General features: G+C 43.0%; 33 protein-coding genes and 1 pseudogene. 8 read left to right on the top strand and 26 right to left on the bottom strand.

Going from position 1 to position 22,073, the window contains the following annotated elements; genetic code table 11:
* Positions 1-3 precede the first annotated feature (3 nt).
* Both BV455_RS14750 and BV455_RS14745 read left to right on the top strand, forming a co-directional pair.
* Positions 4-1,674, top strand: a complete 1,671-nt coding sequence (locus BV455_RS14750) for a DEAD/DEAH box helicase (RefSeq protein WP_033313715.1) — start codon at positions 4-6, stop codon at positions 1,672-1,674.
* The gene (locus BV455_RS14745) at positions 1,661-2,452 is read left to right on the top strand and encodes a YqhG family protein (protein ID WP_042408556.1); all 792 of its coding nucleotides are present in this window, start codon (positions 1,661-1,663) and stop codon (positions 2,450-2,452) included. Before BV455_RS14750 ends, BV455_RS14745 begins: the two co-directional genes overlap by 14 nt.
* Positions 2,453-2,500: 48 nt before the next feature.
* Here the strand turns inward: BV455_RS14745 and BV455_RS14740 are convergent, their stop codons facing one another.
* The 10 genes from BV455_RS14740 to BV455_RS14695 form a co-directional block, all read right to left on the bottom strand.
* Positions 2,501-2,680 carry a YqzE family protein gene (locus BV455_RS14740; RefSeq protein ID WP_017435172.1) on the bottom strand — a complete coding sequence of 60 codons (180 nt, stop codon included), beginning with the start codon at positions 2,678-2,680 and terminating at the stop codon, positions 2,501-2,503.
* Positions 2,681-2,730: 50 nt separating this feature from the next.
* Positions 2,731-3,123 carry a competence type IV pilus minor pilin ComGG gene (gene comGG, locus BV455_RS14735; RefSeq protein ID WP_017435171.1) on the bottom strand — a complete coding sequence of 131 codons (393 nt, stop codon included), beginning with the start codon at positions 3,121-3,123 and terminating at the stop codon, positions 2,731-2,733.
* Between the two features lie 16 nt (positions 3,124-3,139).
* On the bottom strand, positions 3,140-3,562 hold the full coding sequence (gene comGF, locus BV455_RS14730) for a competence type IV pilus minor pilin ComGF (RefSeq protein ID WP_017435170.1): 423 nt from the start codon (positions 3,560-3,562) through the stop codon (positions 3,140-3,142).
* On the bottom strand, positions 3,559-3,882 hold the full coding sequence (gene comGE, locus BV455_RS14725; RefSeq protein ID WP_017435169.1) for a competence type IV pilus minor pilin ComGE: 324 nt from the start codon (positions 3,880-3,882) through the stop codon (positions 3,559-3,561). The genes comGF and comGE overlap by 4 nt, the downstream gene beginning before the upstream one ends.
* Positions 3,866-4,303 carry a competence type IV pilus minor pilin ComGD gene (comGD, locus tag BV455_RS14720; RefSeq protein ID WP_017435168.1) on the bottom strand — a complete coding sequence of 146 codons (438 nt, stop codon included), beginning with the start codon at positions 4,301-4,303 and terminating at the stop codon, positions 3,866-3,868. Before comGD ends, comGE begins: the two co-directional genes overlap by 17 nt.
* Positions 4,293-4,559, bottom strand: a complete 267-nt coding sequence (comGC, locus tag BV455_RS14715; protein WP_218687355.1) for a competence type IV pilus major pilin ComGC — start codon at positions 4,557-4,559, stop codon at positions 4,293-4,295. Before comGC ends, comGD begins: the two co-directional genes overlap by 11 nt.
* Before the next feature lie 85 nt (positions 4,560-4,644).
* A complete protein-coding gene (locus BV455_RS14710) occupies positions 4,645-5,160 on the bottom strand; it encodes a replication-relaxation family protein (RefSeq protein ID WP_245005359.1) in 516 nt (171 codons plus the stop codon).
* A gap of 34 nt (positions 5,161-5,194) precedes the next feature.
* Positions 5,195-6,370 (bottom strand): FtsK/SpoIIIE domain-containing protein, encoded by a 1,176-nt coding sequence (locus BV455_RS14705; protein WP_245005285.1) that lies wholly within the window; start codon positions 6,368-6,370, stop codon positions 5,195-5,197.
* A gap of 124 nt (positions 6,371-6,494) precedes the next feature.
* Positions 6,495-6,665 (bottom strand): hypothetical protein, encoded by a 171-nt coding sequence (locus BV455_RS14700; protein WP_218687353.1) that lies wholly within the window; start codon positions 6,663-6,665, stop codon positions 6,495-6,497.
* On the bottom strand, positions 6,662-7,039 hold the full coding sequence (locus BV455_RS14695; RefSeq protein WP_218687352.1) for a hypothetical protein: 378 nt from the start codon (positions 7,037-7,039) through the stop codon (positions 6,662-6,664). The genes BV455_RS14700 and BV455_RS14695 overlap by 4 nt, the downstream gene beginning before the upstream one ends.
* A 231-nt stretch (positions 7,040-7,270) precedes the next feature.
* Here BV455_RS14695 and BV455_RS14690 point away from each other — a divergent pair, with 231 nt between their 5' ends.
* The 3 genes from BV455_RS14690 to BV455_RS14680 all read left to right on the top strand — a co-directional run bounded on the left by BV455_RS14690 (position 7,271) and on the right by BV455_RS14680 (position 9,863).
* Positions 7,271-7,513 carry a helix-turn-helix transcriptional regulator gene (locus BV455_RS14690; RefSeq protein ID WP_245005284.1) on the top strand — a complete coding sequence of 81 codons (243 nt, stop codon included), beginning with the start codon at positions 7,271-7,273 and terminating at the stop codon, positions 7,511-7,513.
* Positions 7,514-7,609: 96 nt separating this feature from the next.
* A complete protein-coding gene (locus tag BV455_RS14685) occupies positions 7,610-8,161 on the top strand; it encodes a DUF4352 domain-containing protein (RefSeq protein ID WP_218687351.1) in 552 nt (183 codons plus the stop codon).
* A 496-nt stretch (positions 8,162-8,657) separates the two neighbouring features.
* Entirely contained in the window at positions 8,658-9,863 is a 1,206-nt protein-coding gene (locus tag BV455_RS14680) for a S8 family peptidase (protein WP_218687350.1), read from the top strand.
* A 233-nt stretch (positions 9,864-10,096) separates the two neighbouring features.
* Here the strand turns inward: BV455_RS14680 and BV455_RS14675 are convergent, their stop codons facing one another.
* Both BV455_RS14675 and BV455_RS14670 read right to left on the bottom strand, forming a co-directional pair.
* Positions 10,097-10,324, bottom strand: a complete 228-nt coding sequence (locus tag BV455_RS14675) for a WYL domain-containing protein (protein WP_218687349.1) — start codon at positions 10,322-10,324, stop codon at positions 10,097-10,099.
* A 126-nt stretch (positions 10,325-10,450) separates the two neighbouring features.
* Complete coding sequence (locus tag BV455_RS14670) at positions 10,451-10,669, bottom strand: hypothetical protein (RefSeq protein ID WP_218687348.1); 219 nt, start codon at positions 10,667-10,669, stop codon at positions 10,451-10,453.
* A gap of 124 nt (positions 10,670-10,793) precedes the next feature.
* Here BV455_RS14670 and BV455_RS14665 point away from each other — a divergent pair, with 124 nt between their 5' ends.
* The 3 genes from BV455_RS14665 to BV455_RS14655 all read left to right on the top strand — a co-directional run bounded on the left by BV455_RS14665 (position 10,794) and on the right by BV455_RS14655 (position 12,387).
* Positions 10,794-11,639, top strand: coding sequence for a ComEC/Rec2 family competence protein (locus tag BV455_RS14665; RefSeq protein WP_218687347.1), 846 nt, complete (start codon positions 10,794-10,796; stop codon positions 11,637-11,639).
* Positions 11,639-11,851 carry a DUF3006 domain-containing protein gene (locus BV455_RS14660; protein ID WP_218687346.1) on the top strand — a complete coding sequence of 71 codons (213 nt, stop codon included), beginning with the start codon at positions 11,639-11,641 and terminating at the stop codon, positions 11,849-11,851. Before BV455_RS14665 ends, BV455_RS14660 begins: the two co-directional genes overlap by 1 nt.
* Before the next feature lie 167 nt (positions 11,852-12,018).
* The gene (locus BV455_RS14655) at positions 12,019-12,387 is read left to right on the top strand and encodes a helix-turn-helix domain-containing protein (RefSeq protein ID WP_218687345.1); all 369 of its coding nucleotides are present in this window, start codon (positions 12,019-12,021) and stop codon (positions 12,385-12,387) included.
* Positions 12,388-12,445: 58 nt separating this feature from the next.
* Here the strand turns inward: BV455_RS14655 and BV455_RS20445 are convergent, their stop codons facing one another.
* The 14 genes and pseudogenes from BV455_RS20445 to BV455_RS14590 form a co-directional block, all read right to left on the bottom strand.
* Complete coding sequence (locus BV455_RS20445; RefSeq protein WP_245005358.1) at positions 12,446-12,640, bottom strand: peptidoglycan-binding domain-containing protein; 195 nt, start codon at positions 12,638-12,640, stop codon at positions 12,446-12,448.
* A 69-nt stretch (positions 12,641-12,709) separates the two neighbouring features.
* Positions 12,710-13,090, bottom strand: a pseudogene (locus tag BV455_RS20440) (M15 family metallopeptidase); the annotation flags it as partial.
* Positions 13,091-13,095: 5 nt separating this feature from the next.
* Positions 13,096-13,356, bottom strand: a complete 261-nt coding sequence (locus tag BV455_RS14645) for a phage holin family protein (RefSeq protein ID WP_218687343.1) — start codon at positions 13,354-13,356, stop codon at positions 13,096-13,098.
* 6 nt (positions 13,357-13,362) lie between these two features.
* Positions 13,363-13,650, bottom strand: a complete 288-nt coding sequence (locus tag BV455_RS14640; RefSeq protein WP_218687342.1) for a hypothetical protein — start codon at positions 13,648-13,650, stop codon at positions 13,363-13,365.
* A gap of 83 nt (positions 13,651-13,733) precedes the next feature.
* Entirely contained in the window at positions 13,734-13,877 is a 144-nt protein-coding gene (locus BV455_RS14635) for an XkdX family protein (protein ID WP_218687341.1), read from the bottom strand.
* Positions 13,878-13,879: 2 nt separating this feature from the next.
* Positions 13,880-14,323: a hypothetical protein gene (locus BV455_RS14630; protein WP_245005283.1), complete on the bottom strand. Its 444-nt coding sequence runs from the start codon at positions 14,321-14,323 to the stop codon at positions 13,880-13,882.
* Positions 14,324-14,334: 11 nt separating this feature from the next.
* Positions 14,335-16,212 carry a sialidase family protein gene (locus BV455_RS14625; RefSeq protein ID WP_218687340.1) on the bottom strand — a complete coding sequence of 626 codons (1,878 nt, stop codon included), beginning with the start codon at positions 16,210-16,212 and terminating at the stop codon, positions 14,335-14,337.
* 11 nt (positions 16,213-16,223) lie between these two features.
* Positions 16,224-18,329: a phage tail protein gene (locus BV455_RS14620; protein WP_218687339.1), complete on the bottom strand. Its 2,106-nt coding sequence runs from the start codon at positions 18,327-18,329 to the stop codon at positions 16,224-16,226.
* A 14-nt stretch (positions 18,330-18,343) separates the two neighbouring features.
* Positions 18,344-18,988 (bottom strand): DUF2612 domain-containing protein, encoded by a 645-nt coding sequence (locus BV455_RS14615; protein ID WP_218687338.1) that lies wholly within the window; start codon positions 18,986-18,988, stop codon positions 18,344-18,346.
* Positions 18,985-20,160: a baseplate J/gp47 family protein gene (locus BV455_RS14610; RefSeq protein ID WP_218687337.1), complete on the bottom strand. Its 1,176-nt coding sequence runs from the start codon at positions 20,158-20,160 to the stop codon at positions 18,985-18,987. Before BV455_RS14610 ends, BV455_RS14615 begins: the two co-directional genes overlap by 4 nt.
* Positions 20,150-20,506: a DUF2634 domain-containing protein gene (locus BV455_RS14605; protein ID WP_218687336.1), complete on the bottom strand. Its 357-nt coding sequence runs from the start codon at positions 20,504-20,506 to the stop codon at positions 20,150-20,152. Before BV455_RS14605 ends, BV455_RS14610 begins: the two co-directional genes overlap by 11 nt.
* Entirely contained in the window at positions 20,503-20,931 is a 429-nt protein-coding gene (locus tag BV455_RS14600) for a Gp138 family membrane-puncturing spike protein (RefSeq protein WP_218687335.1), read from the bottom strand. Before BV455_RS14600 ends, BV455_RS14605 begins: the two co-directional genes overlap by 4 nt.
* Positions 20,931-21,749 carry a phage protein gene (locus tag BV455_RS14595; RefSeq protein ID WP_245005282.1) on the bottom strand — a complete coding sequence of 273 codons (819 nt, stop codon included), beginning with the start codon at positions 21,747-21,749 and terminating at the stop codon, positions 20,931-20,933. Before BV455_RS14595 ends, BV455_RS14600 begins: the two co-directional genes overlap by 1 nt.
* Positions 21,742-22,062: a phage baseplate plug family protein gene (locus BV455_RS14590; protein WP_218687334.1), complete on the bottom strand. Its 321-nt coding sequence runs from the start codon at positions 22,060-22,062 to the stop codon at positions 21,742-21,744. The genes BV455_RS14595 and BV455_RS14590 overlap by 8 nt, the downstream gene beginning before the upstream one ends.
* Positions 22,063-22,073: the final 11 nt, after the last annotated feature.

The raw sequence follows: 22,073 nt of genomic DNA, 5'->3' as shown, positions 1-22,073 counted from the left end.
AATGTGATGCTAGACATTGAAATGGATGAGACGTGGAAGGAAGAATTTATCGAGCGGTTTGAAAAAGATGGTCCATGGGCGAGCTGGGAAATGTACCAGCTCGCATTGGAGGCGGCTATGCATTTAAGCGTGCCTGAATTTGACGGTCTGCAGGCGCCAAAGCATTTGCCGCACTTAACGCCGCTTCCGCATCAGCTCGAAGTCGCAAGACAGGTCGTCGAGAATATGAACGGAAAAGCGATCCTTGCCGATGAAGTCGGACTCGGCAAAACGATTGAAGCTGGACTAATTTTAAAAGAATATATGATCCGCGGGCTGGTAAAGAAGGTGCTCATTCTCGTTCCCGCCTCCCTCGTATCGCAATGGGTGAAAGAATTGAATGAAAAGTTCTTTATTCCCGCCGTGCAGCAGAAAAAAAGCTATGTATGGGAACAATGCGATGTCGTCGTCTCCTCGCTCGACACCGCCAAAAAAAGCCCGCACCGCGAAATCATTTACAAACAGCAATACGACATGGTCATCATTGATGAGGCGCATAAGCTGAAAAATAACAAAACCAAAAACTATGAATTCGTACAAAATTTAAAAAAGAAGTTTTGTTTATTGCTGACCGCCACCCCGATTCAAAATCGGATCGAGGAGATTTTCAACCTTGTTTCTTTGCTGAAGCCCGGCCATTTAGGGAATGCCGAATATTTCGCAAAAACGTACGGCAAAACGCGCTCCCTGCAAACCAACGAGCATTTAAAAGCGCTAGTCAATAAAGTCATGATCCGCAATCGCCGCGCCGATACCGGCATCGAATGGTCGAAACGCCATGTAGAGCCGGTGCTCATCGAATTTACAAAAGAAGAACGTGAATTGTATGAGGCGGTGCAAGCATTAAAGCATGATGGGGAATTGTTGTTTGGCAGTCAATTTTCCCTTATCACGATGCTAAGGGAGGCGTGCAGCAGCCGGGAAGCCCTGTTTCTCACCGTCAAAAATATGATGGACAAATACGAAGGCGATGTTCCGGATTCGTTCCATAAACTGATGGAAAAAATCAATGCCGTCACCACCAATTCGAAAGCGGAAAAAGCGCTGGAGCTGATTCGCTCCATTAATGACAAAGTCATTATTTTTACTGAATACCGGGCAACCCAGCTGTATTTGCAATGGTTTTTAAAGCAGCACGGCATCTCTTCCGTCCCGTTTCGCGGCGGCTTTAAACGCGGAAAAAAAGATTGGATGAAAGAGCTGTTTAAAAACCATGCCCAAGTTTTTATCGCCACCGAGGCGGGCGGGGAAGGAATCAACTTGCAGTTTTGCCGCCATGTCATTAACTATGACCTGCCTTGGAACCCGATGCGGCTTGAACAGCGGATTGGCCGCGTTCATCGCCTCGGCCAGACGGACGACGTCTATATTTATAATTTCGCAGTTAAAAACACGGTCGAAGAACATATTTTAACGCTCCTATATGAAAAAATCCGCCTGTTTGAGCGGGTCATCGGCGAACTCGACGACATCTTGGCGAAAATGAACTTTGCCAACTTGGAGCGTTATTTGCAAGATGCGTTAGTTCACTCTAGAAGCGAAGGAGAAATGAAAATCAAAATGGAAAATATCACAGCCATGATTGAATTAGCCGACCAGCTTGCCAAAGGAGGAGAGCAGTATGCAGCAACATGAAATACGTCACTTTGTCGAGCGGTATTTCCGCGCTAATGAATGCGCAATTCTTGAAGCGAACGACGAATATATGACAGTGCAGCTGACGGTCGAAATGGACAAAGAGTTAATGAACCGGCCGTTTTATTGGCACTATATCGAACGGACTGGAGGCACGCCGCAACCGATGCAGCTGACGCTGATTACAAAACCAACGGAAAAGACAAAAACTCTGCAGGGGGAGCGGCTGCATTTCGGCTCACCGCGATTGCATCAAATTTTCCGCTCTGCGCAAAAACGCGGCAGCTTCATCCGTCTTTATGAAGAACCCGATGCTTTCCAGCACAAACACGTTCCGCTCCATCCCTGGCTTGGCTTGAATGTAAAAATTTCGTATCAATGCGATCGCAAAAAAGATCAAATTTTATCGCTCGGTTTGCACTTAATTGGCGGGACCATTATCGAATCATTTCATGAGCGGCTGCAAAAACGGAAGCTCACGCCGAAAATTCCTGATTACTGTTTTACGATTTCGCCGCTCATCAAACCGAAAAGCGGGATTGGTCGTTTAGAACAATATATTCGCAGCCGCATTGCCGCGGACGATCATACATGGGCGGAAAAAGCAAAAGAACGCTGGAAGGAAGACTTGGCGCTTCTTGACCACTTTTATGAAGGAATCGAAGAGAAGCCGGAATGTTATTATATTGAAAAAGAGGCGCTGGAACAGCAGTACAAGCCGCGCATTATCGTTTCCGTCATTAACGGAGGAATATTTTATTTGCTTCCTCGTTCTTAACGGTTTTTATGTAAAAAAAGGAGCGTCCCTCTATACGAGAGCGCTCCTTTAGGAATGACGCCGAAACAGGAGGCGAAGGGAAAGGGGAATCATCCCAAACCAGTGATACGCTAGCGGCGGTTTTTCTTGTTTTCGTTGCATTCGTTTCTTTTTTCGCTCTTCCTTCGGCAAATCCATATAAGCGACCAATTGTTGGGTGACAAACTTTACATAATCGTTTGCCGCCATCGATGCCACCCCCTTTTTATATTATCCTTTCCATTGCTGTCATTTTTTAATCATGGCTCGTCATTCTCCGTCCACTCGATAATATCGAGCGACGGAAGCAACACGAGAAAAGTGGCGCTATAGCGGATTCCTCCGCTGGAATAGGCGGAAACCGTTGCATGGATGGTCGTTTCATCTATCCTTTTCCACTGATAATCCGCTTTTCCAATCGGGTACAAAAATGTCCCTTCATTTCCCGGCTGTAAATCAGAAAAGGAGGCCAGCTGTTTTTTGATGTCAAAGACAGCCATTTGCATAACAGACTCCACTTCAGAAGATTGTTGCTCATACTTCATCGTTTCCATTTCTACCTCATACAGCGCGAGAACGTGAGCAAGCATAAGAAGAAAGAAAAACGAAACCACGACCGTCAGCGGAAAAATGACACCACTCTGCTTGCGCATGCACACCGCCACCTTGCTAAAAAAGTCGGGAAAGAAACGCTTCATACGTTTTTCCGTCCGTCGCCATTACACGAAGAAAAATTCCGTTATTTGTCGCGGTATAGGCGACACTCTTTACAGACTGCAATGCCGTTTCGTTGCCGGTTCCGTTTACTTGCCGGCGGATGGTCGATTTGTATAGATCAAAACTGACTTGCTCCCCTGTAAACTTTTCTAAATATAACACCGTCCCGCTGCTTTTCCATCGTTTCGATTCGTTCAGCTCCCCCTGCAGTTGCTGCAGGAAAATGTGCCACTCCGTACGGTGAAATCCGTTCACATTATCATAGGTAAATAAACGGGCATCGAACAAAAACGGCAACAGCGAGGTGACCAATAAAACGATAGACAATACGGCAATCATTTCTAAAAATGTAAAGCCTTTTTTTGCATGAATCATCGTTTTCCATACCCACACCTTTCCACGTTACGTCCTGCATAGTCGTTCCAGCGCACGCACACTTTCCACATGTCATTTTCTTCATAGTACGAATGAAGGACAAACGTAGTCCTTCCATCTACTACCGTTGCTTCCGGTTTCATATGTTCTTCATGCAGGGCGACAGACAATAATTGCTGCGCTTTAGCTTTTAGCGCTATATTTTGCCGCTCCATCACCATTTGCGTAAACAACGGCAGCAATACCGTTGTTACAGCAAGCAGCAGCGCGAGGGCAAAAACCGCTTCCATTAACGTAAATCCGCTACATTTTTTGCACATAAAACCTCCCTTTCCCAAGCAAAAATATAATTTTATAGGTACTGTCTTTTCCTTTTAATAAAAGCGCTCCCGCTTTATTCACATTTCCGTTTTCCAAAAAGAGAAGCGGTAGCGTCAGCGTCGTCATCTGAAACTCCCATGGATTCGGAAGCGTGCGGGTGAAAATCATTTTTCCGGTTTTCGCTTCCATCATCTGATACTCGGGGCGGCTTTCCGAAAATGTCACTGCCACCGGCGTTTTATGCGTCATCGCATATTGCTGCGCGTATAGTAAATCATCACGCAGCTGCGTAATGACATATGTTTCTGTTTTCTGCCGCACCAAGCTGCTTAATGAAGGAAGTGAAACCGCCATCAACACGGTGATGGCGGATAAAACGAGAAGCATTTCGGTAAAGGTAAACCCGCGATCACGTTCCACTTTCGCTTACTTCCCCGTCGCTATTAATTTGAATGGAGTGGCCGTTTGGGCATTTATCCGACTTAATGTACTTTCCATCGATCAGCTCCTGTACAGTAGGAATTTTGTTATTCTCCATCTCATAAGCCTTAACCTGCGCTTGGACGGTATTGACAAACGCCGCGCATCCTTTATTGTTAATCATTCCGTTATGTTTGGTTATATTTGGAATGACAATCAACAATAAGACAGAAATAACCATTAATACGATTAGCATTTCAATAAATATAGGGAAATACCCATATTTTCGTGTTATGGCTCATCAAGAAGGCCGGAGTCTTACTCCGCCTTCTTTTTATGCTTTAAAAATCCTGCTTATACATCACCTCGCATGGTACTCCATATTCCTGGCACCATGCTTCAAGCTGTTCTTTCTTCGTTTGAGAAACGGTATACCACAACAAAATTGGCTCTCCAATCTGCTGGCGCTGTATGAATCGGAACAAATACGCGTACTTCTCGACCTTTCGCTTGTTTTCGGCCATTTTTTGCAGAATATCGACTTCCAAGAAGTACATCTGCCCGTGATACGTGAACCGTGCGTCAGATACAATACTGTATTCTTTGCCATCTTCTTTCCATCTTGTTTTCGCTTCTGCTTTCCAGTCGTGCGGATAGTGGTAGAAGATATAGATGTCATTCCGCATGACTATGTGTTCGAGTGGACTGTTTCCTGTCACCGTCACTTCGCCACCGATCATTTCTGCCCCCTTTTTATTGAGATAGTACACATGCTCCCTCAATGCTTTATAGTTCAAATATTCCCGGATAGACTGTAGCACCCGATTTGCATTCCGTTTGCTTCCCAGGTCGAACATATATTGAATTTGCGAACGGCTTAATGCGCCTAGGCTATTCAAAGAATATAGTATCTTCATCTGCCGTTCGGTTAGTTTTTCTAACTTTAGCAACGCGGTACACCTCCAGCCTTTTCGTCATTTCATCATCAGTGATGTATGGTACTTGGACTATTTTTTTCTCATGCGTCTTGATGATCGCGCGGCCTGGGATGTCAGACGGAAGTTCTTCTGCGCCTTGTTCGTCGATCACGACAGCTGACGCATATCCGGTCGGCAGGCGAAACGAGATTTTCAAGTCCGCGTTCTGTTTAATCTGCCTTGGCAGAGTGTCGCTGGTCGGATATTGCGTGCAGAAAATGAGGCGAATTCCTAGCGCGCCACCGATTCGTGCGATTTCAGAAAGAATGCTTTGGCAATACGAAAGTAAATCACGCATTGGTTTTTCCATGAACTTTTCTGGAACGAGCTGTGCTGCTTCATCGACAATGATGAACATTCGTTTTTGTATAGGCGTATGCACCACGTTAGACCATCCATTTCGCTTAAATTCAGCCATTTTTTGTTCGAGCAGTACCTTTATACTCGTTAGGCATTCAAACGCCTCTATTGGGTCACTGGCGACGTCTATGACTTGTTTGATTTCACGGTACCGATCAAATTCCAAACCGCCTTTCATATCAATAATCAAAAATTCCACATCGTTGGGATGATGCTCAATGAGATATGTCATCATCATTTTTAAAAACACTGTTTTCCCGAATCTCGTCGTCCCTCCTGCTACACAATGCGGCGTTTTATCGAAATCGTGGAAAATCCAGCCTTTCTCATTGAAACCTAGTGGAACGACCCAGCCTGGCATGTTCGGAACATCACTATATGGTACTTTTTCTGGAATGTCGTTTTGAAAAACATCGATGTATAACCATTTCTTGAACGTGACTTCAACTGGTCGATCCAGAGTAGCAGCAAGTATTTCTTCAACTGGTTCCAACGCTTTTTTAGGTATCCCTAACGGTACGCGATACACATAACGCACACAGTAGTCCTTTTGTTCTGTTGCAACAAGCTTCGGATAGACAAACTCCTTTCCCTCGACTGCTCCGACTTTCAAATTACGAAATACTGTATCAATCACTCGTTCCTCTTTATGCTTGTTCTTAACTCCGGCCAAGATTGCCGCTGAACCAGCAAGGACAGGAATCGCTAACAATTCGAACAAGAAAAACACCCCCAGAAAAAAGAGATACTATCCCAATCATCGAGCATATTCCCGATGGCTTGGGCATACGCATGATAATAGGGTTTCAAATGAACCCGCTCCCCGTCCATAGGGGAATATGCGTGGGAACATGTCACAAAAACAAAATGGACAGCTTATGAATGAAATAAAACATGCTCGCGCATATTCCCGCTTGCATTCCCACATTCAAGACAAAGGACACGCTTTCCTTGTCTACCCATCCTTTGTTCTCCGCATAGGCAATTCCAATCAAAACAAGCCCTCCACCGATCACTTCGATCATTTTCGCTGCCCCCTCATGTTGTATTTCACAAAATCCTCGTCATCCATAATTTGTCTTGCGTACTCCGCGATCAACGATTTTGGAATCTGAATGTACTCCTCATCCTCGATGTGTCCCAACTCCTTGCCGATCTGTTCATAAAGCGAATAATATCCTCTGAACTCTTTGTCGTTCACTTCAAAACGCTGGATATAGTCAAACAGCTTCTGCTTCTTCTCCTTTGTGTCTGCGCCGTAATAAAGCTCTTTCAAATAATCCGAACTGTGTAGATAAGGAGTTTGATCAAGATACTCGAATTCGTTCGTTTTCCGATGCCGTCTTCGATGTTCGGCATATGCCTGGAAGATGCTCTGCAATACCCCTTCATGTTCCAACCTACCTTCCTCCCTTCATTCCCTGTTTTCTGGAAGATTGCATGATTACCGACTTTGAAGGAAATCGGGTATGTTACGTGGAATTTTGTTTGGTATGGTAAAGGGTATTCGGGAAGGATTGTCCAATATATCTTGTCCTTAAATTTTTATTTAAAGATTTTTAAATAAAAATTTAAAAGACGTTACGGAACTAAATGGAGAATGTAATTTTAAAAGGACGGTGGGACTTTCGTGGCCAACGGAATCTTTCGAAACAGAATATCTTTTTGGATAAAGGAAAAAGGACTAATCCAAAGAGCAATTGCTAAAAAAATGGGGAAAACTGAACAAACTTTTTCGAAATGGTGTAATAATGTCACCCAACCGGATTTAGAGGAAGCATACATACTTTCGCGTTTAATCGGGGTATCATTAGAAGATTTGTGTGAGATGGTCTACGAAGAAACAAAAAAAGAGCCTACTCAAAGCGAGTAGGCTGAATTGCTTGCTTTTATGTAAAATTTTGTCTTGCGTATAGGCAAGAAGATGGTAAAATTGGAAATGTTGAAAAGCTAAAAAAGGGGGATTTTTATGTCGGACAAACCAAAGAAATCCATTTTCAAGCGCTGGTGGTTCTGGGTGATCGCGATCATTGTAGTGGGCGCGATTGCTGCGGGTGGTTCCGGTGGTGAGGAAGAACCAAAAAAGGTAGCAAGCAATAAAGCCACCGAAGCCAACACTACGCCAAAAAAGGAGAAGGAATTTAAAATAGGGGATACCGTACAGCTTGGTGACAATGTGCTAACCGTAACAAAGGTGGATAAATCAGCAGGAAATGAATTCGATAAACCAAAGCAAGGAAATGAATTCGTGATTGTGCATGTACGTATCGAAAACAAAGGGAAAGACAAAATCGACTATAACCCACTTGATTTTAAATTACAAAACAGTAACGGTCAATTAGTGGATACGGCAATCACAAGCATCGGAAGCGATACAGCATTGCAAGCTGGGCAATTAACGCCAGGAGGAAAAGCGGAAGGTACGATCACATTCGAAGCTCCAAAAGGAGATACTAAATTACAATTACAATATACACCAAGCTTCTGGAGCGATAAAACTATCAAAGTAAACTTGCAATAAAAAAGGCCCTTCTCATCGAGAGGGGCTTTTCACATGGAATCATCTTCATCGTCCTCATGGAAAAATGGATATTTCAGGAGCATTTTCTGGAATGAACCTTCATCCTTGATTGGGAGTCGACGTGGAGATTGGTAGTAGCATTTCTGATGCATGACGGTGTTTATGTTGATACAACTATACACCCTATACACACTCCAATATGCTTTGCCGAATTTACTAATCAGCTTATGTAATCGCTTTTTATTAATACTTTTTCGTCGTACATTGAGTCCACCTTAAGTATCAGGAAAAATAACAACAAAGGCATCAGCAATGTTTTAGCATATTACTTACGAATAAAATAGCTAAGAATCCTTAATAAAATACCATTATTTTACAAAATTTTATGTTATATTAGTATATAAATGTCGGGATTTTTGAGAAAAAAATTTTCATTTCTCCCCCTTCTTCAACGTAAATTTAATACCATAATTTGATTTAAAGGGGGAATATTTCCATGAAGTTTAAAAAAATTGTTAGTTTATCCTTTGCTGTGTCTATGTTATTTTTTCCATTCCTTGTAGAAGCAGCCCCTAATGATGAGGTAGAACCCCCAAAAACCGTTTCCGAAATTAACGTGTCTCATGGAAAAGGAGCATATGTCCAGGGAGAAGTCATTGTCCAATTTAAAGATCGAGTAAATGCTGAAGAAAAAGCAAAGGTATTAAAAGGAGTTGGGGCAACGGCCGTTCCAGATAATGATCGAGTTAAATCTAAATTTAATGTGCTAAAAGTAGGAAATGTGGAAGCTGTTGTGAAAGCATTAAATAATAACCCGTTAGTAGAATACGCGGAGCCAAACTACTTATTTAAAGCAACTTGGACTCCAAATGATACGTACTATCAGGGTTATCAATATGGTCCACAAAATACGTATACCGATTATGCTTGGGATGTTACAAAAGGTAGTAGCGGTCAAGAGATTGCTGTTATTGATACGGGTGTAGATTATAAACATCCTGATTTAGATGGAAAAGTCATTAAAGGATACGATTTCGTAGATAATGATTACGATCCAATGGATTTGAATAATCATGGTACGCATGTAGCTGGAATAGCAGCTGCGGAAACAAATAATGCTACAGGTATTGCCGGCATGGCCCCAAACACAAAAATTTTGGCTGTGCGCGCTTTAGATCGAAATGGCAGTGGTACTCTAAGTGATATTGCCGATGCAATCGTTTATGCTGCTGATTCAGGCGCTGAAGTCATTAACCTTTCACTTGGTTGTGATTGTAGTACAACGACATTAGAGAATGCTGTAAACTATGCATGGAATAAGGGATCTGTAGTAGTTGCCGCAGCCGGAAATGATGGATCCTCTACAACATTTGAACCGGCTTCTTATGAAAATGTAATTGCAGTTGGTGCAGTAGATCAATATGATCGGTTAGCATCATTCTCGAACTATGGAACATGGGTAGATGTCGTAGCTCCAGGGGTAGACATTGCCTCAACTATTACTGGTAACCGATATGCCTATATGTCGGGAACTTCCATGGCATCCCCTCATGTAGCTGGTCTTGCAGCCTTATTAGCAAGTCAAGGACGGAATAACGTAGAAATTCGCCAAGCCATCGAGCAAACAGCAGATAAAATCTCCGGAACTGGAACATACTTCAAATATGGAAGAATCAATTCTTATAATGCTGTAACATATTAAATATTAGTTGACTAAACGAAAACATATATTTAAAAAATTTCATTATTAAATAACGACACCGTTCCCAATACCAAGGGCACGGTGTCTTCATTCAATCTTTTGGAAAAATCAAGACATACAGATTATGTAAGAAAGCTTGCTCTGCCATAGGAATTGAAGAGGAAAATCAATAGCATTCTTTTTTATCTCAGCAAAAATAAAAAACCTGCCAAATGGCAGACAAATAACTAACTCTAACTAACTCTTTTTTTCTTTCTTCTTTCTTTTGTAAGACGAATCGATAAAATGTTACTCAATTTAAAGATTCGCCGTTGTTTTCTTAAGGTGCAAAAGGCGTTGATATGTGCATCTCCTACAGCCTCTAGGATAATAACCCTTTGACTCAATTCGCCACGATCGCTTAGATAAATTATTTCGACCGGTTCTCGATTCTCCAAAGCGTTCAGAAGCAATCCCCTCACGGCTACTCCCTCCTCCTCTTTAATTACAATTATAAAAGAACTTATGTTCGTTTTTCAATAAAAATAGGAACAAATGTGCGATGTTTAATTTAAAATAAAAAACTCCTCTCGAATGAGAAGGGCTTTTCATATGGAATCATTCTCGTCATCTTCGTTGAAAAATGGATATTTCAGGAGCATTTTCTGAAATGGACCTTCATCTTTGATTGGGAGTTTACGTCGCGGAGATTTGTAGTAACATTTCTGATGAATGACAGTGTTGATAATGTCGAGGAACACTTTTTCGTCCATCTGAACCGGTTCAGAACAAACAGGACAACGCAATCTGCCTACGATTTCGAACATACCTACTTCCTCCTAAAACAGCATTCATTCGATAAATACCACATTGAATTGTAACTTCCTGCTTTTGTTCCCATGTAAATAACTGTATAATTTTTCTTGTACTAAAAAAAGGGGGAGGAATTTTATGAAGCACTTAAAAACATTGGTTTCTGTTGTTGTCGCTTTGACTTTTATGTTTATTCCAATGAGCGCAACAACTAATGCTGCGACAAAAAATATGTACGTCCACTTTATCAATGTTGGACAAGGAGATAGTATTTACATTAAAGCTCCTAATGGTGAGGACATTCTGATTGATGGCGGCAACAAGGATGGCAGCGATGTAGTTGCATACCTTAAAAAACAAAAAGTGAAAGACATTGAATTTATGATTGCTACTCATCCCGATGCCGATCATATTGGTGGACTCGACGAAGTTTTAAAGGCCTTTCCAGTGAAAAGTGTGTATGCTCCAAAAGTTAGCCATACTTCCCAAGCGTATAAAGATTTTCTTACTGCAGTCAAAAACAAAAAATTAATGATCAAAACTGCCAAAGCTGACGTAACTCTTTCCATCAAAGGTGTAACCGCAAAATTTGTTGGTCCTGTCAAAACATATAGTACAAGTGATACAAATGACTGGAGTGCAGTCTTAAAGATCACCTATGGTAAAAATTCATTCCTTTTCACTGGTGATGCAGAGGCAAAAGCTGAAGCAGATATGATTAAGGCGAAGAAAGATTTGCGCGCTGATGTATTAAAAGTTGGACATCATGGAGCTAAAACTTCTACAAGTACTGCTTTCCTGAACGCTGTTAAACCAAAATATGCAGTAATCTCTGTTGGGAAAAACTCATACGGCCATCCAACAAAAGAGGTACTTAATCGCCTCAAAGCTGCAAAAGTTACTGTCTATAGAACAGATCAAAAAGGAACGATTGTTTTCACAAGCAACGGTTCTAAACTTTCAGTAAAGACGGAGAAGCGCTAATGAAAAAGGTGAAAGGAATTATTGATCGTTTCGAAGATGATATTGCTGTAGTTGAGATCAACGGAAAAACTCACGACTTTCCGAAGTCCATTTTTCCAAAAGAGGCTGATGTAGGAGATGTTGTTATCATTGAGGTGACAGTTGATAAAAAAGCAACCGAAAAGTTAAGAAGAGAAATTGAGGAATTGATGAACGAAGTATGGGAAGATTAAAAGCCCCTCTCGATGAGAAGGGCTTTTCACATATTCTTCTATACACATTTGCACCCCCAAAGCATATAGAACTTCTTCATAAACATTTGAAATTATCGCTAAACCAAACTTATACGAGTCTTCACATCATACAGAGTTCCTTCAGAAACAAGAAGGTGGTGACTACATTGATCGGGGAAAGACTGCGTAAAATACGGAAACAACGTGGTCTTACGCTTCAAGAAATAGCCGACAAATTAGGTGTTGCCAGAAGTACATATGCTGGATACGAAAGTAACTATCGACAACCACCATTAGAGATATTAGTTCAAATATCTGAAATACTAAAAACTAGCACCGATTATCTATTAGGATTAACGAACAATCCGTATCCGAAGGAGCCGACACGAAACATAAAAGAACTATTAAAAGAAAATGATCTTCATTGGGATGGAGTACCACTAACAGATGAGGAACTAAAACCTCTGCGTGATATATTAGAATTAATTGTTCGACATCGGCTCCCAAAAGCGATACAGGAAGAAAAAGAAAAATAAAAGCTAGCATGCCTAATGGGAACAACAGTCCCTGCCGTTTGTGGCAGGGATCGTGATTTTAAAACAGCATATTCCACGTTTTCGGTCCAACAATTCCATCCGCCGTAAGACCTTTTCGCTTTTGATATGCTTTTACTGCTGCTTCTGTCTGTTTGCCGAAAACACCGTCGACTTTGACTTTCAGTGCCCGTTGGATGCGTTCGACGTCTTTTCCCTTCGAACCAATTTTTAAAGGTTTTCCTGGATAAGGCACGATTGCCTCTGACGAAGACTGTTGTTTTACCTGTTTTTGAGTAACAGCTGTTTTGTACTCTAATTCTTTATCTGTGCCATACCCTTTGTAATTGTATTGCAAATGAGGTTTATCCTTGAATGTTTTCCAATCACCGCCCCATTCGAATCCTAACTGTTTTGCTTTTGCAATGGCTTTTTTAATCTCCGGTCGATTATAGCCATTCCAATCTGTTTTTCCGTTCACGATCGGGACGAAATCAAGGGCTTGTCCGACAAGATGATAAGAGCGCGTCGTTTGTGAGACGCCTTTTTTCACGTTTTCCCGTTGCTGTTCTTCAGTGCGGATGGTTTCGTAAATCAAAATATCGATATGGTTGTCAACGCACCAGTTGTACCACTCCATCGCTGCCTTTTTCGTGCGTGGAGCCAGCTTTTCAAGGTTAGCGATGTTCCGTTCATGATAGGTCATGCACATTATTGACCATCTCCCTCTGCTTTTTCGAGTGCATATTTCACTGTCGCCACCGAGCCAACGCCATACAGCGCATATTGAAGCCCTTGGACTAACACTTCAAAAGAAAAAGCGCTGCTTTCGAATATGGAGAAAGCAACGCCTAACACAACCGCAACAATTGGGATATAACGATTAGGAATGTTTGTTGCCTCACGAATGGCATACAACAATACTGCCAATGCCACATATGCGGTGAATTCAATCGAAAGAATAGCTTCCATTTACCATCATCCTTTCAGGTAATTTAGTAACGAAAAAATAAAAGTGACTGCCACAGCTGCGGCACTCACTAGTAACGAAATGGTATCTTTTTTGTTCCTTTCTTGCTTATCTAGACGTGTTTCAATTTGTTTAAGTCGTGTCTCCATTTGCCCAAAACGCAATTCAGCTTCATTTCGTGTCAAAAAATTTGCGCTGTATGCGTCCAATTTGTTTTCGATGCGTTCCAGGCTTTTGGATAGTGCTGCAAGTTGGGTCTCGAGTGTGGCGATGCGTTCGTAGTCTTTTTGCTCCAATGTCGAAACCTCCAATCTTTAGAAAGGCATAAAAAATACGCCTTCGTTTTGGCGTTGGTTTTTTTGTGCAATAAAAAAGAACCTTACGCTGCGTATGGTTCACCAGTGATTTCTTGATATTGTTCCGCCGTGATTTTTCCGGCTTGCACAAACACTTTTACGTCATCGTTAGTGTAGTAACCGCGTTCATAATAACGTTTAACAACAGCGTACCAATCAAGCGCCATGATTAAACGACCCCCTTCGCAGATAAATCTAATAATAATTGAGCTTGTACTTCTTCTAACTCTGTAAGCCGTGCTTCCTTATCAACAAGCTCTAAAAGCATTTCCGCGTTTTGTTGCTCCAATTCCATCACTTGCTCCGTCAACGGCTTCACATAAACCGGCTCTTGCGGCTCGGTTGCGTTCGGGTCGGGATACGAAAACTCTAATTCTAGCGTTTGCGGATTAACGCGGTATCCGTTGCATTGTGCGAAATCCGCCGCGTATTGACCGAACTCTAGCTGAATAACGCCGACTGTATCGCGGACGCGCTCTTTTAACGCTTGATATGTTTCAAAATCTTGTTCGATGGTTGTTTCGACAACTGCGCCCATCATTTCGCCTGTGTCGAGAATAACGTTGCCTGTGGTTTTGTCGTAATAGATTTTTCGCCCAATTTGATTTATCATGTTATCCCTCCTTATTCAAATGCTATCCAAGAATATGTTCCGTTAAAGTTTTTTTGCGACCATGTTACAGTCCCGTTACTTATTGATAAATTTGCTGACTTATCTATTTGTGTAGCTTGCGAAGAATAGGAAGATGTCACCCAAGCATAAATAACTGCATTAAATTCCGCGCGAATTTCTATTATACCTCCACTTGTAGAAGAACTCGTCATATTCGTTAAAAGAATATATGTTGGATTGAAGCCTAACCCACTTATCGTCGCGGTTGTACCTGAATTTAACGTAATAGAGCCTGTTGCCCATTTTTTATTTTGCATCCCACTAATCGCACTCACAAACGCACTCCACGCGTCCGTATCATTCACCGTTCCGCCCTTCGCACGAATCGCCTCTGCTAACTGTGCTTTAATTGCGTTTAAATGGTCTTGCAAATCCTGTACGCCTTTTACTGCACTTAATATGTCATCGTTTGCGTTCAAACGCTTGTCAAACGTATATGTCCAAACATCGTCATTCATTTCGATTGTGAGTGTGTGGGCGTTTCCGTATTTAATCGCATCCCATTGTTCCTGTGTTAAGCTAACCGTAAATTGTTGTCCGCTTGTTGGATTCGTTCGTGTTGCGATGGTTATTCCGTTGATTTTTTCGGTGATGGTGGACATCGTTCCGTCTGTCGTGATGGAATACGATAAAATATTGCTTTTATCGGATTTTTGACCGATGTAGCCCGGTATGACGGAAATGGTTGTGACTGTCCATGTACCGTAGAAGCCGACTTTTACCGTTGCTTCTTCGTATATAAATAACGGACTACTAAAATTCAATGAAAATGTGTTGTCAAATAAAGATGAAGGATAACGTTTTACCCCTGTTCCATTTGAAGCAATTAATGAACGCACCCCCCATGAAACTCCATCGTATTTTATCTGACTAATTCCTTCATTTACACTATCCCACCATAATATAAATACCTCATTATTCTTGTTAGCTGTAATCGTAGGGTATCGGTTATTGTCAGTGGTGTCATCGGTTAGTTTAACCATCGGAGACCAACTTGCACCACCATCATCGCTGTAAGCCACACGAATATTAGCCCACCCTGTTGTATTATCCGCACCATGCCACGCCACCCATATCCGCCCGTTTGGCGCGACACATGCGGATGGGGAGGATTGGGAGTATGCGTTGCCTGTATATACCGCATTACTCCCCCATGCAGAAGAAACATAGGAAGAATTGTAATTTTTGGTTGTATATTCTTTTGTAAGTATCACAATAGAGTTATTCGTTGAACTTTCTGCAAGAATAGACGGATTATTAGTGGTTCTGACTACAATAGATGGGTTTCTAAAATCCCACCCAGAAGTGTTATAGGTCGTAACCTGCTCCACACTTCCCCACGTAACACTTCCGTCAGCGTTAATCGTACCTTTCGCATAACGGATATTGAACGAGTTCGGATACGTGGAGTTTTTCGATGCCCATGCCGCGTGGAGTTCCGTTCCTGCGCTGTTGATGGCGAGGGAAACGTTGCCGACTGCACTTTGTCCTGTATCTATATCTTGATATACTTTATTTGCAGAATTGGTTGCATCAAACGAAACGAAAGTTACTTTTCCAAAAGGACTGTCAGTAGTTAGTGTGTAAACCATAGTGCCTTTGTTTACAACTGCACAATCGGTAGCACCCACACTTCCTGTCAAAGCAACTGATGTAGGAAAAGTAGCGCCATTATCTTTTGAAATATAAGCATATGAATAAGGAGAAGTGTTAGGTCTTTTTACAAGTGCAACCAACCAACCATTCGACAACCGCACCAACTTACGCCCGCCGTTGCCCGATGTGTCATATGCTTGGTTGACGACTGTTACATCCGTTCTTGTTGGCATTACGAATCACCTCACATATTCAAAACGTTATTGACTGACGTAATTAAATCGCCGCGCATGGCGTTTAATACTTGTCCGATTTCTTGCAAAGCGCCTTCCACTTCTGATGATGTGTAATAGCCGCCGCTGTCGGTAATGCTGATTGCGTCCGCCGATGTGCTAATGTTCAATTGTGAAGCTGGCACTTTTCCGTTTGCATCAAGTGTAGCAACGCCGTTCGGTTGTCCTTTTTGGTTGTCTAAATAGTTTTTCGCGTTTGTTTCCGCCTGGTTGGCTTTTGCTTGCGCGTCTGCTTGAATGTCAGAAAAATGTTTTCCGTCCACTGTATCCGCGTCTAAACCGCTTCCTGGACCATCGTTGCCGGCGTTCCAAACAGTTTGACCGTTTACTTTTAAACCGGATGATCCTACCCCTTGTATATCTAAAACATCATCGCCGTTTAAAATAATGCGAGCATCATAATCGGTTGATCCATCGTTTGAAAAATCAATGAAAGGCGTTCCGCCGCCTGTACTTCTTAATTCAAGCCCCGGATTTGACGCACTGCTTATAGTTAAAGCTCCTGTCATCGTGTCGCCGGCTTTTTTCACATATGTTCCATCATGGTTGTGGTCTGAACGGGCAACGGTTGTGGCGCTACCATTTCCACCGAATGAAACCGAAATTGTACGATCGGCCGATAGATCTCCACCGCCCGTTAATCCTGCTCCGACGTTAATTTTTCTTCCGATTGGTACTCCATCAGTAATGCCATAGCCTGATAGAGTAGTAGGTTTCCCGGCAATGTCCGCCCAGTTTATTGTTCCGATTACGTCCCAGGATGTTCCGTTATCTCTATAAATTTTCTTCGTATCTGTCGCGACATATAATCTTCCAGCTACACCAGCAGATGGTTTAGATGCGTCTGCTCCAGCTTGTATAGAAGGAGCGCCTCCGGCGTTTTGAACACCATCGGTGATTCCATATCCCGACAACGTTGTCGGTTTTCCGCTTGTGATCTTACTCCAGTCTAGATTTGGAATATCAGACGGCGACAATGATTGTCCGTCTGTCACGCGACCTTTTGCGTCAACTGTGACCTTTGGATATGTCCCTGGCGTTACTCCGCTGTTTGCAAGCGTTACGGCGATGGATGCATTTGCTGATCCGTCAAAAGATGTTGAGCCGGTTGCATCGCCAGTTAGCGAAATCGTTCTAGCTGTTTGCAATTTTGACGCTGTTGCGGCGTTCCCATCGGCATTTCCTGTTATAGATGTCGGTAGTTTTCCGTTAGCGTCAAGTTTCAATATTTTGTTTGGAGCTGGAGATGTTACAACATCGGATGTTTTGACCGCGTCAGTGATGCCGTATCCATCCACGGTCGTTGGCTTATTAGTGATATCTGAAAAAGGATGTGTGTGGCTCGATGGCGCAACACCTGTCACATCAATCGTTACTTTGTCATTCGCCGCATCCGGTGTGAGAACAATGTTTTGTCCGGCTACTAATTCCAACGTGTCTGTTTTCGAATCCGCCGCGATAGTGGTTGTTCCTACTTTCACATTGGAAAATGCGTTTTGGTTTGGTTCTGCACCGGACTGAATGCCATCTAATTTTGCTTTATCTGTTGCACTCATAGCACCAGGAGTGCTTGATGTTGCGTTTGGTACTGCAATAGTTACCCTGTCATTCGCCGCATCCGGTGTGATGGTTACGGCGTTCCCTGCGACTAGCTCCAATGTGTCAGTTTCGCTGTCTGCATCAATATTTGTGTTTCCGACTCTGATTGTAGAGAATGCGTTTTGGTTCACTTCCGCGCCTGTTGCGATGCTGTCCAATTTAGCCTTGTCTGCTGCGGAAATCGCTCCTGGTGATGTGGTTGTAGCAATCGGCAATTGCGATGCCGGAACTTTCGCATTTTCATCCAGGCTGGCGTAACCATTCGGCTGGCCTTTTTCTTCCTTATGCTGTGCATTGGTGAAAAGAGATTTCAAAGCGTTATATGTTTTGTTAAAGAACCAGTTAAACCAATCGGCTGGCGGTTTTTCAGTCGCCCCCCATCCGTTATCTTTCTTGCTTTGCGGCGGTTCAACGCCTGTCGCATTCCATTCTGGCAAGTTATTTTGATCGAATGGCATATTTTTCACCCCTCTTATACCGGTAAATTGCTGTCGTCAGAATCCGCGAACGCGGCTCCTAAATAACCGCCAATCACTTGATTAATATCAGAAAATCCTTCTGTATCGCTGTATTCTGATGTAGCTGATTGAGAAGAAAAGCTGAATGTTCCCGTTAATTCGATGCTCGCCACTCGAATACCAGCCGCCACCGTCTTTTTCACAATCTGTGCGAATTGTTTCGGTGACATTCCGACTTCATTTAGTCTCCGTAAAGGAATTTGAATGAGTGAAATGGCGGCCGGTTCAGGATGGACCGGATCTTCGCAAAGTTCTTGGATGCGAATTTCCTTTGGATCAGCGTTCAATGCAATGGAAAGAACGCGGATAATGGTGTCAATCGTACCGTCTGAAAGGTTACGAGCCACTTTGGAACGCAACAATATACGATAGATTTCATCCGTTGCCGCACCGCGCGGCTGCCCAATGTCTTTTCCTATATCGTCCAAAACGACCCCTTCTGCCTTTTCGACATCTTCCCATTCTTCCATGCGGTCAAAAGTTTCTTTAATTAGGTCAAGTTCATCAGTAAGAATTTTGATGATTTTGCCAATGTTGCTGTCAGGGTCTTTTCGATACCTATCCGTCAGCCGTTCTAACATATCCGTAAAAAAACTCATACAACTTGCACCTCGATGTCCGTGTGCGAGATTTGAGCCACTTGGGTAACGTCGATTGGGATATTTTCTGTTCCTAATGGCTGCCCTTTTATCCCGACGAGCAATTCCACATCGTCAATTCCTTCGATTTCATCAAGCTGTTTCAGTAATTTAAAAACAACCACTGTTTCCCCGGCGTTCAATCCGGTATAAAACGTTCCGTCAGCATCTTCGCCACCGATGTATTTGATAAATTGCGTTTTGATTTGTTGTACGCCATCGGCAGGAAAACTATCATTTTTGTGAATGGTCGCTTGAATCGCGATAGGTACTTCTGTCACCCAGCTAAATCGGATCGTATGAGGATTTCCTGCCATATCTAGCACTTCGACCTGCTCTGTTCCGTGTGTTTTGATGCCGCCTGCTTTTTTCTTGAAAATGGCTTGTGCAATTTCTTGTGGGTCGCCTCCCAAAACATACGTTGATAGGCTATGCGGCGGCCGCCCTGCTTCATCGGGAGTGGATTCGTCGTTTTCGATCACGACAGCGGCGCGAACGCCGTTGATTTTCAACAATTCCCCTCGAATAGAATCGACGGTAGTGGATCCCAATCCAGCTAAAGTTTGCTGGTATCGCTCCACAAATTCGGCGTCTGTTTCGCGTTCTCGGCCACCCGTAACCGGTTCTGGATTGGTCACGCTGATGATATTTTCGTTGGGATTGCTTACAATCGTGATCGTATTTGCGGCAACATTACCTTGACTCCCAACTTCCGTACAAACAACTGTACCGGTTCCCACGCCATTTTCATCAAGCGTCACCGAACCGGCCAATTCAAACAAAATTCCATTTTCCGTTTCAAACAGTGTTCCTTCCTCCACGACAAAACCGGGTGTGCCGCGAATTTCAATCGTTCCTTGTGCGTGTTGCTCCTGCAAACGAGTAATTCCAAACTGCCAGGCTTTGCGGTCTAATTGAATTCCTTCCGCTTTGTGCATGTACCTGCTGTTATAGACCTTCTCCGCTACTTCCCATATAATCGCTAGAAACCACGCAAAAAGACGAATGAGGATACCAAGGAATGATTTCTCACTTACGTTGATATCCTCACCGAATAGTTCTTTTGCTTTCAAAGTCATATCATCGATGAGATCACTGTATCGCTTGCGCTTAAATCCGTTTTTATCCAGCAATCACATCCACCCCTTCCAATTGGAGCGGCTGGCCGTCATCCTTTATAAACGTGGCATCGACTTTTAAGGAACGACCTTCGCGTTTGAAGGAGACATTTTCGACTTGCTGTATGCGTTCTTCTTGCGCCGACGCCTCGGCGATCGCGTCAGTTGCCAGCGCTTCATCGAATTTCTTCACAAGAAAAGGCGAGCGGTCTAAACCGTGATTCTCGTTTAAAAACCACTCACCTTTTCTCGTCTGAAAAACGCTTTGGAGCGATTGGGCCAATTCCTCGTCGCCTTCTACCATCACGACATCGCCGTTTTCGATGACTAAATCGCCATCTACGATTTTAGGTGCTCTCATTGCAATACCCCCAATACAATGGCATCTTGTACGCTATGGGTGCGGTGGAATTCGGGATCGAATGGGCGATTTGTCAAATTGTCTAGCGCTCTCTCTGCAAATCCAATAACTACGATGTCACCAGGCCGCAAAAAAGGCGTGTACACAAGGTCTTGTTCTACTTGGACCGTTTGTGTAACGCCGTTGATTTTAGCCGAGAAGGATTGTCCTTTGTTCAATTTAAACCGCTGGAACATGACAGGCACATCTTCCAGCAATCCATACGGCTCTTTTGTTCCGTCTTTGTAGACCGTCATAAAAAGCAATTGAATGTCCGCTTTACATTCGTTTTCATGAAACCGAACGACTTTTGCTGGCGCAATCGTATGAATAGACAATTTGATTTGACGCGCAAATGCGTCTAAAAACTTTGTATCCTTTGCCATCAAATCACCTCAAACTCGGTGATAAAATCGTTCCCGTCCGCTCGGTGTTCGCCTTTTCGAGCGCGGTATTTCCCGTTCGCTGTTTTGCTTTTGATTTCAATAATAGAAGCGGTAGTGATACGATGTTGCAACAAACATTTCACCTTGAAGCCTTTGACTCCTTCTTCCTCGAATGGTTCCGGGCTTTCAATCAGCCCTGTATCTTCACGTAAAATAAACTGCTCGTCTGTGCCTTCTTTGATGCTCCGAATCACCATTTGGCCTCGCCGATAATACATCGACGCGCCGCAATCTCTGACGACTTCTTCAAGATTGTTAAGAATAAGCCCTGTTACCGTGTAACCATTCTTGTATACAACGTCTTTAGGAAGTTTCATGTAAGCGAGTTTGATTCCTAAAACGCGGCATAAATGCTTGATAATCACAGAAGCTCTCGTTCCCTTTTTGAATGAGATTTTTAAGCTCTTTTTGTCGGTCGAGTTTTTCTTATCGACTTTTATCCGCGAATAATCATCACCTTCCATAACGGTGATGGTGGTGATTTTATCGACTCCTTCGCGTCTGGTTAAAACACTTGTAACCTTTCCATTCGAAATCACTCCATAATCTCCACGATAACCTGCCTCAATCGTGCAGGTTTCGCCGCGTTTGATACGATTGATGGTGTCATTGGATAGATTGAAAATCTCAATTTGTGATATGTTCGGTTTCGGATCGTCGTCAAACGGAACAGTAAACCGGATTTCTAAATTGTCGTTTGTAAATGTGAGTCCGCTCGTTTTCACTTTGATGATACGACCGAAAAGCTGATTACTCATCGCCATCATCCACCACCAAGAATACGGTCACACCGAAATTGTCCCACGTAATGCGGCTTTCCTTCCCCGAGGGATCAATAGGGATTAGTGTCGGCGCAGGAAAGCGGCTGTCCTCAATGTCACGAAAGAGCGGCTGATTTAACATCAATTTTTCTCCCAACACGAGCGGCTCTGGATTGTCGTATTGATACAGGTCGACGGTAAAAAAATCGCCTGTTTGATTGTAGTTGATTTCCATCGTGAATAGTTCTACTCCTAACTCGATGTCGAAGCGTTCCGGAAGGTTCTCTTTGTTAATCTCAATGACTCTCACGGTTTCACCTT

Source organism: Parageobacillus caldoxylosilyticus (genome assembly GCF_019272935.1).
GTDB lineage: Bacteria > Bacillota > Bacilli > Bacillales > Anoxybacillaceae > Saccharococcus > Saccharococcus caldoxylosilyticus.
This window is presented reverse-complemented; position numbering and strand designations above follow the sequence as displayed.